The 15,678-nt window shown below is 57.9% G+C and carries 13 protein-coding genes; all 13 read left to right on the top strand.

Annotated features, from left to right (window positions below):
- Positions 1 to 399 precede the first annotated feature (399 nt).
- The 13 genes from gyrA to rfbA all read left to right on the top strand — a co-directional run bounded on the left by gyrA (position 400) and on the right by rfbA (position 15,632).
- On the top strand, positions 400 to 3,174 hold the full coding sequence (gene gyrA, locus PMI23_RS08200; RefSeq protein ID WP_007908402.1) for a DNA gyrase subunit A: 2,775 nt from the start codon (positions 400 to 402) through the stop codon (positions 3,172 to 3,174).
- A gap of 151 nt (positions 3,175 to 3,325) precedes the next feature.
- Positions 3,326 to 4,411 (top strand): 3-phosphoserine/phosphohydroxythreonine transaminase, encoded by a 1,086-nt coding sequence (gene serC / locus PMI23_RS08195; RefSeq protein ID WP_007908403.1) that lies wholly within the window; start codon positions 3,326 to 3,328, stop codon positions 4,409 to 4,411.
- On the top strand, positions 4,411 to 5,505 hold the full coding sequence (gene pheA, locus PMI23_RS08190; RefSeq protein ID WP_007908404.1) for a prephenate dehydratase: 1,095 nt from the start codon (positions 4,411 to 4,413) through the stop codon (positions 5,503 to 5,505). Before serC ends, pheA begins: the two co-directional genes overlap by 1 nt.
- A 13-nt stretch (positions 5,506 to 5,518) precedes the next feature.
- On the top strand, positions 5,519 to 6,631 hold the full coding sequence (gene hisC / locus PMI23_RS08185) for a histidinol-phosphate transaminase (protein WP_007908418.1): 1,113 nt from the start codon (positions 5,519 to 5,521) through the stop codon (positions 6,629 to 6,631).
- A gap of 28 nt (positions 6,632 to 6,659) precedes the next feature.
- The gene (locus PMI23_RS08180) at positions 6,660 to 8,867 is read left to right on the top strand and encodes a bifunctional prephenate dehydrogenase/3-phosphoshikimate 1-carboxyvinyltransferase (RefSeq protein ID WP_007908420.1); all 2,208 of its coding nucleotides are present in this window, start codon (positions 6,660 to 6,662) and stop codon (positions 8,865 to 8,867) included.
- Entirely contained in the window at positions 8,864 to 9,553 is a 690-nt protein-coding gene (cmk, locus tag PMI23_RS08175; RefSeq protein WP_007908422.1) for a (d)CMP kinase, read from the top strand. The genes PMI23_RS08180 and cmk overlap by 4 nt, the downstream gene beginning before the upstream one ends.
- A 119-nt stretch (positions 9,554 to 9,672) precedes the next feature.
- On the top strand, positions 9,673 to 11,355 hold the full coding sequence (rpsA, locus tag PMI23_RS08170) for a 30S ribosomal protein S1 (protein WP_007908431.1): 1,683 nt from the start codon (positions 9,673 to 9,675) through the stop codon (positions 11,353 to 11,355).
- A gap of 204 nt (positions 11,356 to 11,559) precedes the next feature.
- Positions 11,560 to 11,838 carry a hypothetical protein gene (locus tag PMI23_RS08165; protein WP_007908433.1) on the top strand — a complete coding sequence of 93 codons (279 nt, stop codon included), beginning with the start codon at positions 11,560 to 11,562 and terminating at the stop codon, positions 11,836 to 11,838.
- 152 nt (positions 11,839 to 11,990) lie between these two features.
- On the top strand, positions 11,991 to 12,287 hold the full coding sequence (gene ihfB, locus PMI23_RS08160) for an integration host factor subunit beta (protein ID WP_003189779.1): 297 nt from the start codon (positions 11,991 to 11,993) through the stop codon (positions 12,285 to 12,287).
- A gap of 27 nt (positions 12,288 to 12,314) precedes the next feature.
- Positions 12,315 to 12,554, top strand: a complete 240-nt coding sequence (locus PMI23_RS08155; protein ID WP_007908448.1) for a LapA family protein — start codon at positions 12,315 to 12,317, stop codon at positions 12,552 to 12,554.
- Positions 12,555 to 12,778: 224 nt separating this feature from the next.
- Positions 12,779 to 13,855, top strand: coding sequence for a dTDP-glucose 4,6-dehydratase (rfbB, locus tag PMI23_RS08150; RefSeq protein ID WP_176472320.1), 1,077 nt, complete (start codon positions 12,779 to 12,781; stop codon positions 13,853 to 13,855).
- A complete protein-coding gene (gene rfbD / locus PMI23_RS08145; protein ID WP_007908452.1) occupies positions 13,852 to 14,745 on the top strand; it encodes a dTDP-4-dehydrorhamnose reductase in 894 nt (297 codons plus the stop codon). The genes rfbB and rfbD overlap by 4 nt, the downstream gene beginning before the upstream one ends.
- Entirely contained in the window at positions 14,742 to 15,632 is an 891-nt protein-coding gene (rfbA, locus tag PMI23_RS08140; RefSeq protein WP_007908453.1) for a glucose-1-phosphate thymidylyltransferase RfbA, read from the top strand. The genes rfbD and rfbA overlap by 4 nt, the downstream gene beginning before the upstream one ends.
- Positions 15,633 to 15,678: the final 46 nt, after the last annotated feature.

The following is a 15,678-nucleotide window of genomic DNA, read 5'->3' as shown; positions in this document are numbered from 1 at the left end:
GCGATCTTTTGATCTTGCTTTTTAGAGGGCAGGATCAAAAGATCGCAGCCTTCGGCAGCTCCTACAGGTGTTTGTACCCCTAAATGTCAATAAACATCCGCAAATCAGCCCTCAAATCTGCATTCAAAGAAGCTCTGAGCTTCTCTCGTCCCCGTTAAGCCTGTCACCGGTCAACTAACTATGCTCCATGCGCATCTGGGGGATAGGTGCGTGGCGGCCTTTGTGATAACATCCGGCGTTTTCCGAGGCAGCTCCACGGAGCTGTCTTTACTGCGCAAATCCGCGATCCAATGTTGATTTGTCGTAAGTCGGCGCATGGCACTCGGCCTGCCCCGGCGAGCTTCGTTGCTCCCACATGGATATGACGAAGTTTCACCAGAAAAAGGAATCAGGCTTCTCATGGGCGAACTGGCCAAAGAAATCCTCCCGGTCAATATCGAAGACGAGCTGAAACAGTCCTACCTCGACTACGCGATGAGCGTAATCGTCGGCCGTGCACTGCCGGATGCGCGCGATGGCCTCAAGCCCGTGCACCGTCGCGTACTGTTCGCGATGAGCGAGCTGGGCAACGACTTCAACAAGCCGTACAAGAAATCTGCCCGTGTTGTCGGCGACGTGATCGGTAAGTATCACCCGCACGGTGACACTGCCGTGTACGACACCATCGTTCGTATGGCTCAGCCTTTCTCCCTGCGCTACCTGCTGGTAGACGGTCAGGGCAACTTCGGTTCGGTCGACGGCGATAACGCCGCGGCGATGCGATACACCGAAGTGCGCATGACCAAGCTGGCGCACGAGCTGCTGGCTGACCTGCACAAAGAAACCGTGGACTGGGTGCCGAACTACGACGGCACCGAAATGATCCCGGCGGTCATGCCGACCCGTATCCCCAACCTGCTGGTCAACGGCTCCAGCGGTATCGCCGTGGGCATGGCGACCAACATTCCGCCACACAACCTCGGTGAAGTCATCGACGGTTGCCTGGCACTCATCGACAACCCTGAGCTGACCGTCGACGAGTTGATGCAGTACATCCCCGGTCCGGACTTCCCGACCGCCGCGATCATCAATGGTCGCGCCGGCATCATCGAAGCCTACCGCACCGGTCGCGGGCGCATTTATATGCGCGCCCGCTCGATCATCGAAGACATCGACAAGGTCGGTGGCCGTCAGCAGATCGTCATCACCGAACTCCCTTACCAGTTGAACAAGGCGCGTCTGATCGAGAAGATCGCCGAGCTGGTCAAAGAGAAGAAGCTGGAAGGCATCACTGAACTGCGCGACGAGTCCGACAAGGACGGTATGCGCGTCGTGATCGAACTGCGTCGCGGCGAAGTGCCTGAGGTGATCCTCAACAACCTCTACGCCCAGACCCAGCTGCAATCGGTATTCGGCATCAACATCGTTGCGCTGATCGATGGTCGTCCACGCATCCTGAACCTCAAGGATCTGCTGGAAGCCTTCGTCCGTCACCGTCGCGAAGTCGTTACCCGCCGTACCGTGTTCGAACTGCGCAAGGCGCGCGAGCGTGGTCATATCCTCGAAGGTCAGGCCGTTGCCCTGTCGAACATCGATCCGGTTATCGCGCTGATCAAGGCTTCGCCGACGCCGTCGGAAGCAAAAGAAGCCCTGGTCAGCACGCCGTGGGAATCCTCGGCAGTGGTGGCGATGGTGGAACGTGCCGGTGCCGATTCGTGCCGTCCGGAAAACCTCGACCCGCAATACGGTCTGCGCGAAGGCAAGTACTTCCTGTCGCCAGAACAGGCGCAAGCCATTCTGGAACTGCGTCTGCACCGTCTGACCGGTCTGGAACACGAAAAACTGCTGGCCGAGTATCAAGAGATCCTTAACCAGATCGGCGAGCTGATCCGCATCCTCAACAGCGCCGTGCGCCTGATGGAAGTGATCCGCGAAGAGCTGGAAGTGATCCGCGCCGAATACGGCGACCAGCGTCGCACCGAAATTCTCGATGCCCGTCTTGATCTGACCCTGGGTGACATGATCCCGGAAGAAGAACGCGTCGTGACCATCTCCCACGGGGGCTACGCCAAGACCCAGCCTCTGGCTGCGTATCAGGCTCAGCGTCGTGGCGGTAAAGGCAAATCGGCCACCGGCGTCAAGGATGAGGACTACATCGCTCACCTGCTGGTTGCCAACAGTCACACCACGCTGCTGCTGTTTTCCAGCAAGGGCAAGGTGTACTGGCTCAAGACCTACGAGATTCCGGAAGCGTCCCGCGCCGCCCGTGGCCGTCCGCTGGTCAACCTTCTGCCATTGAGCGAAGGCGAGTACATCACCACCATGCTGCCGGTCGATCTCGAAGCCATGAAGCGTCAGGCTGATGAAGAAGAAGCCGAAGGCGTCGAGGCTGATGTAGAAGAGATCGAAAACAGCAACGAAACCGATGAAGAGCGTCGCGCTCGCATCAAGGCTGCCGATCGCAAGAAAGCGCCGTTCATCTTCATGTCGACTGCCAACGGTACCGTGAAGAAGACTCCGCTGGTGGCCTTCAGCCGTCAGCGCAGCGTTGGTCTGATCGCGCTGGAACTGGACGAAGGCGACATCCTGATCTCCGCAGCCATCACCGATGGCGAGCAGGAAATCATGCTGTTCTCCGACGGCGGCAAAGTGACGCGCTTCAAGGAATCCGAAGTTCGCGCCATGGGCCGTACCGCCCGCGGTGTGCGTGGCATGCGTCTGCCGGAAGGGCAGAAGCTGATCTCCATGTTGATTCCGGAAGAGGGCAGCGAAATCCTCACCGCCTCCGAGCGCGGCTACGGCAAGCGCACGGCGATCACTGAGTTCCCTGAATACAAACGTGGCGGTCAGGGCGTTATCGCCATGGTCAGCAACGAGCGTAACGGCCGTCTGGTCGGCGCAGTTCAGGTGCAGGACGGTGAAGAAATCATGCTGATCTCCGATCAGGGCACCCTGGTGCGTACCCGTGTCGACGAAGTGTCGAGCCTGGGTCGTAACACTCAAGGTGTAACGCTGATCAAGCTGGCCAAGGATGAAACCCTGGTCGGGCTGGAGCGGGTTCAGGAGCCTTCGGAAGTTGAGGGTGAAGAGCTCGAGGGTGAAGAGGGCGAGGAATTCGAAGGCACTGTCGTAAACGACGATGCCGGTGAAGACCAGCAACTCGACGCCGCAGCAGACGAAGAACCGCAAGAATAAGCGGACAAACGAGGGGGCGGATGAGAATTCGCCCCCTTGTTATTTGTCCGGTATGAATTTCCCCTGTAGGAGTTGCCGAAGGCTGCTACAGAGGTAGACCTATCAGATTTACAGATTTTTTGTGTATCACCAAGTCAGAGCGAGATTGGATGTGAGCAAGCGAGCCTATAACTTCTGCGCCGGTCCTGCGGCGCTTCCTGAAGCTGTCCTGCAGCGCGCCCAGGGTGAACTCCTTGATTGGCATGGCAAGGGTCTGTCGGTCATGGAAATGAGCCATCGCAGCGATGAGTTCGTGTCCATCGCCACCCAGGCCGAGCAGGATCTGCGTGACCTGCTGAATATCCCGTCGAACTATAAAGTGCTGTTTCTGCAAGGTGGCGCCAGCCAGCAATTCGCGCAGATCCCACTGAACCTGCTGCCTGAAGGCGGCTCGGCCGACTATATCGACACCGGTATCTGGTCGCAGAAAGCCATCGAAGAAGCTTCGCGCTACGGCCACGTCAATGTTGCCGCCACCGCCAAGCCATACGACTATTTCGCTATCCCGGGCCAGAACGAGTGGAAGCTGTCGAAAGACGCCGCTTATGTTCACTACGCGCCGAACGAAACCATCGGTGGTCTGGAATTCCAGTGGATTCCTGAAGTCGGTGATGTACCGCTGGTAGCCGACATGTCTTCGGACATCCTCTCGCGCCCGGTCGATATCTCGCGTTTCGGCATGATCTACGCCGGCGCACAGAAGAACATCGGCCCGAGCGGTATTGTGGTCAACATCATCCGCGAAGACCTGCTCGGCAAGGCGCGCGCGCTGTGCCCGACCATGCTCGACTACAAAGTCGCAGCGGATAACGGCTCGATGTACAACACCCCGCCGACCCTGGCCTGGTACCTGTCCGGCCTGGTGTTCCAGTGGCTGAAAGAGCAGGGCGGTGTCGAAGCGATCGCCAAGCTCAACGACGTCAAACAGCGCACGCTGTACGACTTCATCGACGCCAGCGGCCTCTACAGCAACCCGATCAACAAATCGGATCGCTCGTGGATGAACGTGCCGTTCCGTCTGGCCGATGATCGTCTGGACAAGCCGTTCCTCGTCGGTGCCGAAGAGCGCGGCTTGCTCAATCTGAAGGGCCACCGCTCCGTGGGCGGCATGCGCGCCTCCATCTACAACGCCGTCGACATCACCGCGGTTAATGCGCTGGTGGCGTACATGGCTGAATTCGAGAAGGAACACGGCTGATGTCCGAGCAAGAACTCAAGGCGCTGCGCGTTCGCATTGACGCTCTGGACACCAAAGTCATGGAGCTGATCAGTGAGCGTGCGCGTTGCGCCCAGGAAGTCGCGCGAGTAAAGATGGCCTCGCTGGCCGAAGGCGAAGTGCCGGTGTTCTATCGTCCTGAGCGCGAAGCTCAGGTGCTCAAGCGTGTCATGGAGCGCAACCAGGGGCCGCTGGGCAACGAAGAGATGGCGCGGTTGTTCCGCGAAATCATGTCGTCGTGCCTGGCGCTGGAGCAGCCGCTGAAAGTGGCTTACCTCGGCCCTGAAGGTACCTTCACTCAAGCTGCGGCCATGAAGCACTTCGGTCATGCGGTGATCAGCAAGCCAATGGCGGCGATCGATGAAGTGTTCCGTGAAGTGGCGGCCGGTGCGGTGAACTTTGGCGTGGTGCCGGTGGAAAACTCCACCGAAGGCGCGGTCAACCACACGCTGGACAGCTTTCTCGAACACGACATGGTCATCTGTGGCGAAGTCGAGCTGCGCATTCACCATCACCTGTTGGTCGGTGAAAATACCAAGACCGACAGCATCAGCCGCATCTATTCCCACGCGCAATCGCTGGCCCAGTGCCGCAAGTGGCTGGACGCGCATTACCCGAATGTCGAGCGCGTGGCGGTGTCGAGCAACGCCGAAGCGGCCAAGCGGGTTAAAGGCGAGTGGAATTCGGCGGCGATTGCCGGCGACATGGCGGCAGGGCTGTATGGCCTGACGCGTCTGGCCGAGAAGATCGAAGACCGTCCCGACAACTCGACGCGCTTCCTGATGATCGGTAACCAGGAAGTGCCGCCGACCGGCGACGACAAGACCTCGATCATCGTGTCGATGAGCAACAAGCCCGGCGCGCTCCATGAGTTGCTGGTGCCGTTCCACGACAACGGGATCGACCTGACCCGTATCGAAACCCGTCCGTCGCGCAGTGGCAAATGGACCTACGTGTTCTTCATCGACTTCGTCGGCCATCACCGTGATCCGTTGATCAAAGGTGTATTGGAAAAGATCAGTCAGGAAGCAGTAGCACTCAAAGTGCTGGGTTCCTACCCGAAAGCAGTTCTCTAAGGGGCGGTAGCAAATGAGTGGCAACTTCCTCGCTCTGGCACAGCCGGGCGTGCAACAACTTTCGCCGTACGTTCCGGGCAAGCCTGTGGACGAACTGGCGCGCGAGCTGGACCTGGATCCGGCAAAAATCGTCAAACTGGCGAGCAACGAAAACCCGCTGGGTGCCAGTCCGAAAGCCTTGGCGGCGATCCGCGAAGAGCTGGCCGAGTTGACGCGTTACCCGGACGGCAACGGTTTCGCGCTGAAATCCCTGCTGGCCGAGCAATGCCGCGTCGAGCTGAATCAGGTCACGCTGGGCAACGGTTCCAACGACATTCTTGAACTGGTCGCGCGCGCCTATCTGGCGCCGGGCCTGAATGCCGTGTTCAGTGAGCACGCTTTCGCTGTGTACCCGATTGCCACCCAGGCAGTCGGCGCGCAAGCCAAGGTGGTGCCGGCCAAGGATTGGGGGCATGACCTGCCTGCGATGCTCGCGGCCATCGATGCCAACACCCGCGTGGTGTTTATCGCCAACCCGAACAACCCGACCGGTACCTGGTTCGGTGCTGAAGCGCTGGACGAGTTCCTGCAGGACGTTCCGGAGCATGTGCTGGTGGTGCTGGACGAGGCTTACATCGAGTACGCCGAAGGCAGCGATCTGCCGGACGGTCTGGATTTCCTCGCCGCTTACCCGAATCTGCTGGTCTCGCGCACCTTCTCCAAAGCCTATGGCCTGGCGGCATTGCGCGTTGGCTACGGTCTGTCGACTGCGGTTGTGGCTGACGTGCTGAACCGCGTTCGCCAGCCGTTCAACGTCAACAGTCTGGCCCTCGCGGCAGCCTGCGCTGCGCTGAAGGATGAGGAATATCTGGCGCAAAGCCGTCAGCTCAATGAGTCGGGTATGCAGCAGTTGCAGGCCGGCTTCCGTGAGCTGGGGCTGAGCTGGATCGAATCCAAAGGCAATTTCATCTGCGTCGACCTCGGTCAGGTCGCGGCTCCGGTGTTCCAGGGCTTGCTGCGCGAAGGCGTGATCGTGCGTCCGGTAGCCAACTACGGCATGCCGAACCACCTGCGGGTGACCATCGGTCTGCCGGCGGAAAACAGCCGCTTCCTCGAAGCGCTGCGCAAGGTTCTGGCTCGTGGGTGATGTCACTGCACTGCAATCTGCTGCACCTATGATCGGTCGCCTTGTGGTGGTCGGTCTGGGGTTGATCGGTGGTTCGTTTGCCAAAGGCTTGCGTGAAAGCGGTATCTGCCGCGAAGTGGTCGGGGTCGATCTCGACCCGCAGTCGCGCAAATTGGCGGTTGAGTTAGGCGTTGTGGATCGCTGTGAAGATGACTTGGCAACCGCATGCCAGGGCGCTGACGTGATTCAGTTGGCGGTGCCGATTCTGGCCATGGAGAAAGTGCTCGCGCGGTTGGCGAACATGGATCTGGGCTCGGCGATTCTGACCGATGTCGGCAGCGCCAAAGGCAATGTGGTGCGCGCGGCGACCGAAGCGTTTGGCGCTATGCCGCCGCGATTCGTACCGGGTCATCCGATTGCCGGTTCCGAGCAGAGCGGGGTGGAAGCCTCCAATGCCGAACTGTTCCGTCGCCACAAAGTGATTCTCACGCCGCTTGAGCAAACCGATCCGGCGGCGCTGGCTGTGGTTGATCGTCTGTGGCGCGAATTGGGCGCCGACGTCGAGCACATGCAGGTCGAGCGTCACGATGAAGTGCTGGCCGCGACCAGTCATCTGCCGCATCTGCTGGCCTTCGGTCTGGTCGATTCGTTGGCCAAGCGCAATGAAAATCTTGAGATCTTCCGTTACGCTGCGGGCGGTTTCCGCGATTTCACAAGAATCGCCGGAAGCGACCCGGTGATGTGGCACGACATCTTCCTCGCCAACCGCGAGGCTGTCCTGCGCACACTCGATACATTTCGCAGCGACCTCGACGCCTTGCGCGACGCGGTCGATGCAGGGGATGGGCACCAATTGTTGGGCGTTTTCACTCGCGCCCGGGTTGCCCGCGAGCATTTCAGTAAAATCCTGGCCCGCAGGGCCTATGTGGACGCTATGAATTCCAACGATCTGATCTTCCTGGCTCAACCTGGTGGCCGCCTGTCCGGTCGGATTCGCGTACCGGGTGACAAATCGATTTCCCACCGCTCGATCATGCTCGGCTCGCTGGCCGAAGGCGTCACTGAAGTCGAAGGCTTCCTTGAGGGTGAAGACGCCCTGGCGACCTTGCAGGCATTCCGCGACATGGGCGTGGTCATCGAAGGCCCGCACCACGGCCGCGTGACCATCCACGGTGTCGGCCTGCACGGCTTGAAGCCGGCGCCCGGCCCGATCTATCTGGGCAACTCCGGTACCTCGATGCGTCTGCTGTCCGGCCTGTTGGCGGCGCAGAACTTCGACAGCGTTTTGACTGGCGACGCCTCGCTGTCCAAGCGTCCGATGAATCGCGTGGCCAATCCACTGCGCGAAATGGGCGCCGTGATTGAAACTGCTGCTGAAGGTCGTCCGCCGATGACCATTCGTGGCGGACACAAGCTCAAAGGCCTGACTTACACCATGCCGATGGCCAGTGCTCAGGTGAAGTCCTGCCTGCTGCTCGCCGGTCTGTACGCTGAAGGCAAGACCACCGTGACCGAGCCGGCTCCGACTCGCGACCACACCGAGCGCATGCTGCGTGGTTTCGGTTATCCGGTGAGCGTTGATGGCGCTACGGCCTCGGTCGAGTCCGGCGGCAAGCTGACTGCGACCCACATTGAAGTGCCCGGCGACATCTCGTCGTCAGCGTTCTTCCTGGTCGCGGCCTCGATCGCCGAAGGTTCGGAGCTGGTGCTTGAGCACGTCGGCATCAACCCGACCCGCACTGGCGTGATCGACATCCTGCGCCTGATGGGCGCGGACATCACTCTGGAAAACCAGCGTGAAGTCGGCGGCGAGCCGGTGGCTGACCTGCGCGTGCGAGCAGCTAAACTCAAAGGTATCGAGATTCCTGAAGCGCTGGTTCCACTGGCGATCGACGAATTCCCGGTGTTGTTCGTCGCCGCAGCCTGTGCCGAAGGGCGCACCGTGCTGACCGGTGCCGAAGAGCTGCGGGTCAAGGAATCGGATCGCATTCAGGTCATGGCAGACGGTTTGCTGGCGCTGGGCGTCAAGTGCCAGCCGACCCCGGACGGCATCATCATCGACGGCGGCCAGATTGGCGGCGGCGAAGTGCATGGTCATGGCGATCACCGTATCGCGATGGCATTCAGTGTGGCGTCGCTGCGCGCTACTGCACCGATCCGCATCCATGATTGCGCCAACGTCGCGACGTCGTTCCCGAACTTCCTCGCACTGTGCGGGCAGGTCGGTATTCGTGTGGCACAAGAGGCTCAGTCGTGAAATACATTGCACCGGTCATCACCATTGATGGGCCAAGCGGCTCGGGCAAAGGCACCGTAGCCGGGATTCTGGCCAAGCGTCTGGGCTGGAACCTGCTGGATTCCGGTGCGTTGTACCGCTTGCTGGCATTTGCTGCGCACAACCACGGTGTGGATCTGACCAATGAAGAGCTGCTGAAGAAACTCGCCGCTCATCTGGATGTTCAGTTCATTGCGGCGACCGATGGTCAGTTGCAACGGATCATTCTGGAAGGCGACGAAGTCAGCGATGTCATTCGCACCGAAAGCGTCGGTTCCGGCGCTTCGCAAGTGGCGGCATTGCCGGCCGTACGCGAGGCACTGCTGCAGCGCCAGCGTGCTTTTCAGGAGGCGCCGGGTCTGGTGGCCGATGGTCGCGACATGGGCACGGTGGTTTTTCCTGATGCGCCGCTGAAGATTTTCCTGACCGCCAGTGCCGAGGAGAGGGCGCGCCGTCGATATTTGCAGTTGAAGGGCAAAGTCGAGGGTGTTAGTCTGTCGAGTCTGCTAGATGAGATCCGTGCACGCGACGAGCGTGACACCCAGCGAGCGGTAGCCCCGCTTAAGCCGGCGGCTGACGCCATACAGCTGGATTCCACGGAGTTGTCCATCGATCAGGTGCTTGAACGCATCATGAGCGAGATCGCCATTCGCGATATCGCCGGGTGACCAAGAAGGCGGCAGGGGACCAGTCATAGTCCTGCAGCGCTTCTTTTTAATGAAACTAACCCACACCGTCTGGGGTGTGGAGATGGGCGTATCCTTCGCCCTCATTTACAGGAATTAAAATGAGCGAAAGCTTTGCGGAACTCTTTGAAGAAAGCCTAAAAACCCTGAACCTTCAGGCAGGCTCCATCATCACCGGTGTTATCGTTGATATCGATTACCAGGCTCGCTGGGTAACCGTTCACGCTGGCCTGAAGTCTGAAGCACTCATCCCGCTTGAGCAGTTCTACAACGACGCTGGCGATCTGACTATCAATGTCGGTGACGAAGTTCACGTTGCTCTGGACTCGGTTGAAGACGGTTTCGGTGAAACCAAGCTGTCCCGTGAAAAAGCCAAGCGCGCTGAGTGCTGGATCGTTCTGGAAGCGGCCTTCGCAGCTGAGGAAGTGGTCAAGGGCGTTATCAACGGTAAGGTTAAAGGCGGCTTCACTGTCGACGTTAACGGCATCCGTGCGTTCCTGCCAGGTTCCCTGGTTGACGTCCGTCCAGTGCGCGATACCACGCACCTGGAAGGCAAAGAGCTGGAATTCAAGGTCATCAAGCTGGACCAGAAGCGCAACAACGTTGTCGTTTCCCGTCGCAGCGTCCTGGAAGCCGAGAACTCCGCCGAGCGTGAAGCTCTGCTGGAATCCCTGCAGGAAGGCCAGCAAGTCAAAGGTATCGTCAAAAACCTCACCGATTACGGCGCATTCGTCGATCTGGGTGGCGTGGACGGCCTGCTGCACATCACCGACATGGCCTGGAAGCGCATCAAGCATCCTTCCGAGATCGTCAACGTTGGTGACGAAATCGACGTTAAGGTTCTGAAATACGATCGCGAACGCAACCGTGTTTCCCTGGGCCTGAAGCAACTGGGCGAAGATCCATGGGTTGCTATCAAAGCCCGTTACCCAGAAAGCACTCGCGTTACCGCTCGTGTAACCAACCTGACCGACTACGGCTGCTTCGCTGAGCTGGAAGAAGGCGTTGAAGGTCTGGTACACGTTTCGGAAATGGACTGGACCAACAAGAACATCCACCCTTCGAAAGTCGTACAAGTCGGCGACGAAGTGGAAGTTATGGTTCTGGACATCGACGAAGAGCGTCGTCGTATCTCCCTTGGCATCAAGCAGTGCAAATCTAACCCATGGGAAGATTTCTCTGGCCAGTTCAACAAGGGCGATAAAATCTCCGGCACCATCAAGTCGATCACCGATTTCGGTATCTTCATTGGTCTGGACGGCGGCATCGACGGTCTGGTTCACCTGTCCGACATCTCCTGGAACGAAGTGGGCGAAGAAGCCGTACGTCGTTTCAAGAAGGGCGACGAGTTGGACACCGTTATCCTGTCGGTTGACCCAGAGCGCGAGCGTATCTCCCTGGGTATCAAGCAACTGGAAAGCGATCCGTTCTCCGAGTACGTTCAAGAGAATGACAAAGGCGCCATCGTTAAAGGCACTGTGAAAGAAGTTGACGCCAAAGGCGCCATCATCGTTCTGGCCGACGATATCGAAGCGACTCTGAAAGCCTCCGAAATCAGCCGTGACCGCGTTGAAGACGCGCGCAACGTTCTGAAAGAAGGCCAGGAAGTAGAAGCCAAGATCATCAGCGTTGACCGCAAGAGCCGCGTAATCCAGCTCTCCATCAAGTCGAAAGACGATGCTGAAGAGAAAGAAGCTATCCAAAGCCTGAAGGCTGAAGAAGCTCCTGCTGGCGACACCACCATGGCGGCACTGCTGCGCCAGGCAATGGCCAAACAGAACTAAGTTCTGCTTGATCATGAAAAAGGGCGACTTCGGTCGCCCTTTTTTGTGCCTGTGATTTAGTGTCCGCGGCTTGCATGATGGTTTTGGTGAAACCAATCTGGCTTCCGGGCGGTCTGTTTCTTTAATCGGATCAATCGTCTATTCACGTCTAAGCTTGGTCTTAAGCGTGTAGTCGTCGGGCAGTTGCCTGGCATAAGGAAGTGGATGAACAAGTTTATTGTCCTCATGGCTGTACTGGTTCTGGCTGGCTGTACGACCAGTGCCAAGACCCATGCTGTGCGTGGTGTCAGTGGTATAGAGGTCGACTGCTCTGGGTTGGGTTCTGGCTGGGAGAAATGTCAGAAGCGTGCGGCAAAGGAGTGCAAGGGGGCGGGGTACAAGGTGATCACCCGATCGGATGATGCCAAGGATGAAGATGAGTTTCCTTTTGGCTTCAATCCGGCGGGCTACGTGACGCGAACCATGCTGGTGATATGTCGTTAAGCATGCCGTGCCCTGTTTGTTGCTGTGATGCCCTGAAAACGGGCGTTTCGACGCGGTGGAAGATATGTCAATCCCTGGGCTGTTCAAAATCTTCCGGGCGTGCTAAAACCTTTCAAGCGCTGATCTAGCTGCTTGAAAAAGAAGGGAAAAATATGACGAAGTCGGAGTTGATCGAACGAATTGTCACCCATCAAGGGCTGCTCTCATCCAAGGATGTGGAGCTGGCCATCAAGACCATGCTTGAGCAAATGTCCCAATGCCTTGCCACCGGTGATCGCATCGAGATCCGTGGGTTTGGCAGTTTCTCCCTGCACTACCGTGCGCCGCGCGTCGGTCGTAACCCGAAGACCGGCCAATCCGTCAGTCTTGACGGTAAATTCGTTCCGCATTTCAAGCCGGGCAAAGAGTTGCGTGATCGGGTGAATGAAGAAGAGGAGGAGGGGGTTTGACAGTCGCTATCTCTCAAGGGGTTCCTCATGCGTAACCTTAAGCGCATATTTCTTGGCGTTTTTATTCTTTTACTGATCCTGGTGGTTCTAGCGTTTGTGCTCGAAAACCAGCAATCGGTATCGTTATTGTTTCTAGGTTTGAGCGGGCCGCAGTTGCCAGTTTCACTGATCGTAGTCTTGGCGTTGCTGATTGGTATGTTGATGGGGCCAGTGCTCGGTTGGTTTTTGGGGCGCTCCTCCAGAGCGGCGCGCAAACGCCTTGTCTGAAAGCGGCAGGTGCAGGGCGTCTGTCGAAATTGCGCCTCTCCCTGTTTATATCCATTAGTAAAACGTTCGTTAAGCTGTAAAATGCAGCCCTTGTTCGACAATGCTTTATTGCGCGTCGATTCAGACTGACTTTGACGGAAGCCTCATGTTTGGTGGCTTCTGCATTCATGGATTAGACAGTGCTCGTTGATGGCGCTGTCCGCAGCTCAAGGGTATGGTTCCGCGTGAAAATTCTAGTAACCGGCGGCGCCGGGTTTATCGGCTCGGCAGTCATCCGTCACATCATCGCCAACACCACCGATTCTGTCGTTAACGTCGATAAACTGACTTACGCCGGCAATCTGGAGTCGCTGGCCGAGGTTAGTCAAGACGAGCGTTACGCATTCGAACGCGTTGATATCTGTGATCGCGAGCAGGTTGATCGTGTTCTGCGTGAGCACCAGCCGGATGCGATCATGCATCTTGCCGCTGAGTCCCATGTTGATCGCTCGATCTCGGGCCCGTCCGAGTTCATTCAGACCAATATCATCGGTACTTACACTTTGCTCGAGTCCGCACGCCACTATTGGTCGGCGCTGGACGATACCCGCAAGAGCAACTTCCGCTTCCACCATATCTCCACTGACGAAGTGTATGGTGATCTTGAAGGCCCGGAAGATCTGTTCACCGAGACTACGCCTTACCAGCCAAGCTCGCCATACTCGGCCAGCAAGGCCAGTTCCGATCACCTGGTTCGTGCCTGGGCTCGCACCTATGGTTTGCCAACACTGGTCACCAATTGCTCGAACAACTACGGCCCTTGCCACTTCCCCGAGAAACTGATCCCGCTCATCATTCTCAATGCGCTGGAAGGCAAGCCGCTGCCGGTTTACGGCAAAGGTAATCAGGTTCGCGACTGGCTTTATGTAGAAGACCATGCTCGTGCGCTGTACAAGGTCGTGACCGAGGGTGTTATCGGCGAGACCTACAACATTGGTGGTCATAACGAAAAGCAGAACATCGAAGTGGTCCATACACTTTGCGCCCTGCTTGACGAACTGCGTCCGGATTCTGCACATCGCCCGCATGCCAGTCTGATCACCTATGTCCAGGATCGCCCGGGCCATGATCAGCGTTACGCAATCGATGCCAGCAAGATCCAGCGTGAGCTGGGCTGGACGCCTGAAGAAACCTTCGAAACGGGTATTCGCAAGACCGTCGAGTGGTATCTGACCAACACCGAATGGGTAGAGCACGTGAAGAGCGGCAGCTACCAGCAGTGGATCGATCAGAACTACGCGGATCGATCGAACAAGGCATGAAGATCCTTCTTCTAGGAAAGGATGGTCAGGTGGGATGGGAGTTGCAACGCTCCCTCCGGCCGCTTGGCGAATTGATCGCACTGGGTCGGCATGGCGTTGACGGGTTGTCTGGTGACTTGACCGACCTGGCGGCCTTGCGCGAGACAATCCGCAAGGTCCAGCCTGACGTGATCGTCAATGCGGCAGCTTACAATGCCGTCGACACTGCCGAGTCCGAGCCAGATCAGGCTAATCTGGTGAATGCGCAAGCTATCCAGGTTCTCGCCGACGAAGCTCGTGAAGTGGGTGCCTGGTTGGTCCACTACTCGACTGATTACGTGTTTGACGGTCAGGGGCAAGTGCCCTGGCTGGAAGGCGACGAGCCGCAGCCGCTGAATCGCTACGGCGAAAGCAAGTTGGCAGGGGAGCGCGCCGTCCAGGCCTCCGGTTGCCGTTACTTGCTGTTTCGTACCAGTTGGGTTTACAGCGCTCGTGGCGGCAACTTCGCCAAGACCATGCTGCGTCTGGGTAAAGAGCGCGAAAAGCTCAATGTCATCGTTGATCAGGTAGGAGCGCCGACAGGTGCCGATCTGATTGCGGATATAACCGCACTGGCGCTGCAGCAAGCGCTCAAGCGCCCGGAGCTGTCCGGTTTGTATCATCTGGCGGCCGCTGGGGAAGTGTCATGGTACGGCTATGCTTGTCATGTGCTGGATTTTGCCAAGGCCAATGGCGAGTCGCTTGCCGTACAGGCAATTGAACCCATTGAGGCAACGGCTTATCCAACTGCCGCACGTCGACCGTTGAACTCGCGCTTGAATACACAAAAGCTGCGCGACAATTTTTCTCTACACTTGCCGGATTGGCAAAGTGGTGTAACTCGAATGCTTAGGGAAGTTCTGAACAAATGACCACCAATAATCGTAAAGGCATCATCCTCGCCGGCGGTTCGGGCACTCGCCTGCATCCGCTGACCCTCGGCGTGTCGAAGCAGATGCTGCCGATTTACGACAAACCGATGATTTTCTACCCGCTTTCGGTACTGATGCTTGCCGGCATGCGCGAGATCCTGATCATCTCCACGCCGGAAGATCTGCCGAACTTCCGCAAATTGCTGGGTGATGGCAGCCTTTACGGTATCGAGCTGACTTATGCCGAGCAGCCGAGCCCGGATGGACTTGCACAAGCGTTCATCATCGGTGAAGAGTTCATCGGCAAGGACCCTTGCTGTCTGATCCTGGGTGACAACATCTTCTACGGCCAGCACTTCTCGGACAATCTGCGCTCCGCCAACGAGCAGAAGAGTGGCGCCACTGTGTTTGGTTATCACGTTTCCGATCCGGAGCGTTTTGGCGTGGTCGAGTTCGACGCGACAGGCCGTGCCCTGAGCATCGAAGAAAAGCCGTTGAAGCCGAAATCCAACTACGCGGTGACCGGTCTGTATTTCTACGATAACGAGGTCGTGGAAATCGCCAAGAATATCAAGCCGTCGGAGCGAGGCGAGCTGGAAATCACTGATGTGAACAGCGCCTACCTCAATAAGAAGTCGCTGAATGTCGAAATGCTCGGCCGTGGCTTCGCGTGGCTGGATACCGGTACCCATGACTCCTTGTTGGAAGCCAGTCACTTCGTTCACACCATCGAGCAGCGTCAAGGCTTGAAAGTAGCGTGCCTCGAAGAAATTGCTTACCACAATGGCTGGATAACAGCAGAGCAGCTGGGTTCTCAGGCAAATGCCTTGAAGAAAACCGGTTACGGTCAGTACCTGCAAAAACTGCTGGACTCGCCTTCTCGCTGATTCGAAAGCCTCGCGCTTTCAATCGGTGGGTTCAATCGCTGCTAGC

It is taken from the genome of Pseudomonas sp. GM24 (assembly GCF_000282235.1).
GTDB lineage: Bacteria > Pseudomonadota > Gammaproteobacteria > Pseudomonadales > Pseudomonadaceae > Aquipseudomonas.
The sequence above is the reverse complement of the archived record's forward strand: the minus strand, read 5'-3'. Positions and strand labels throughout refer to the sequence as shown.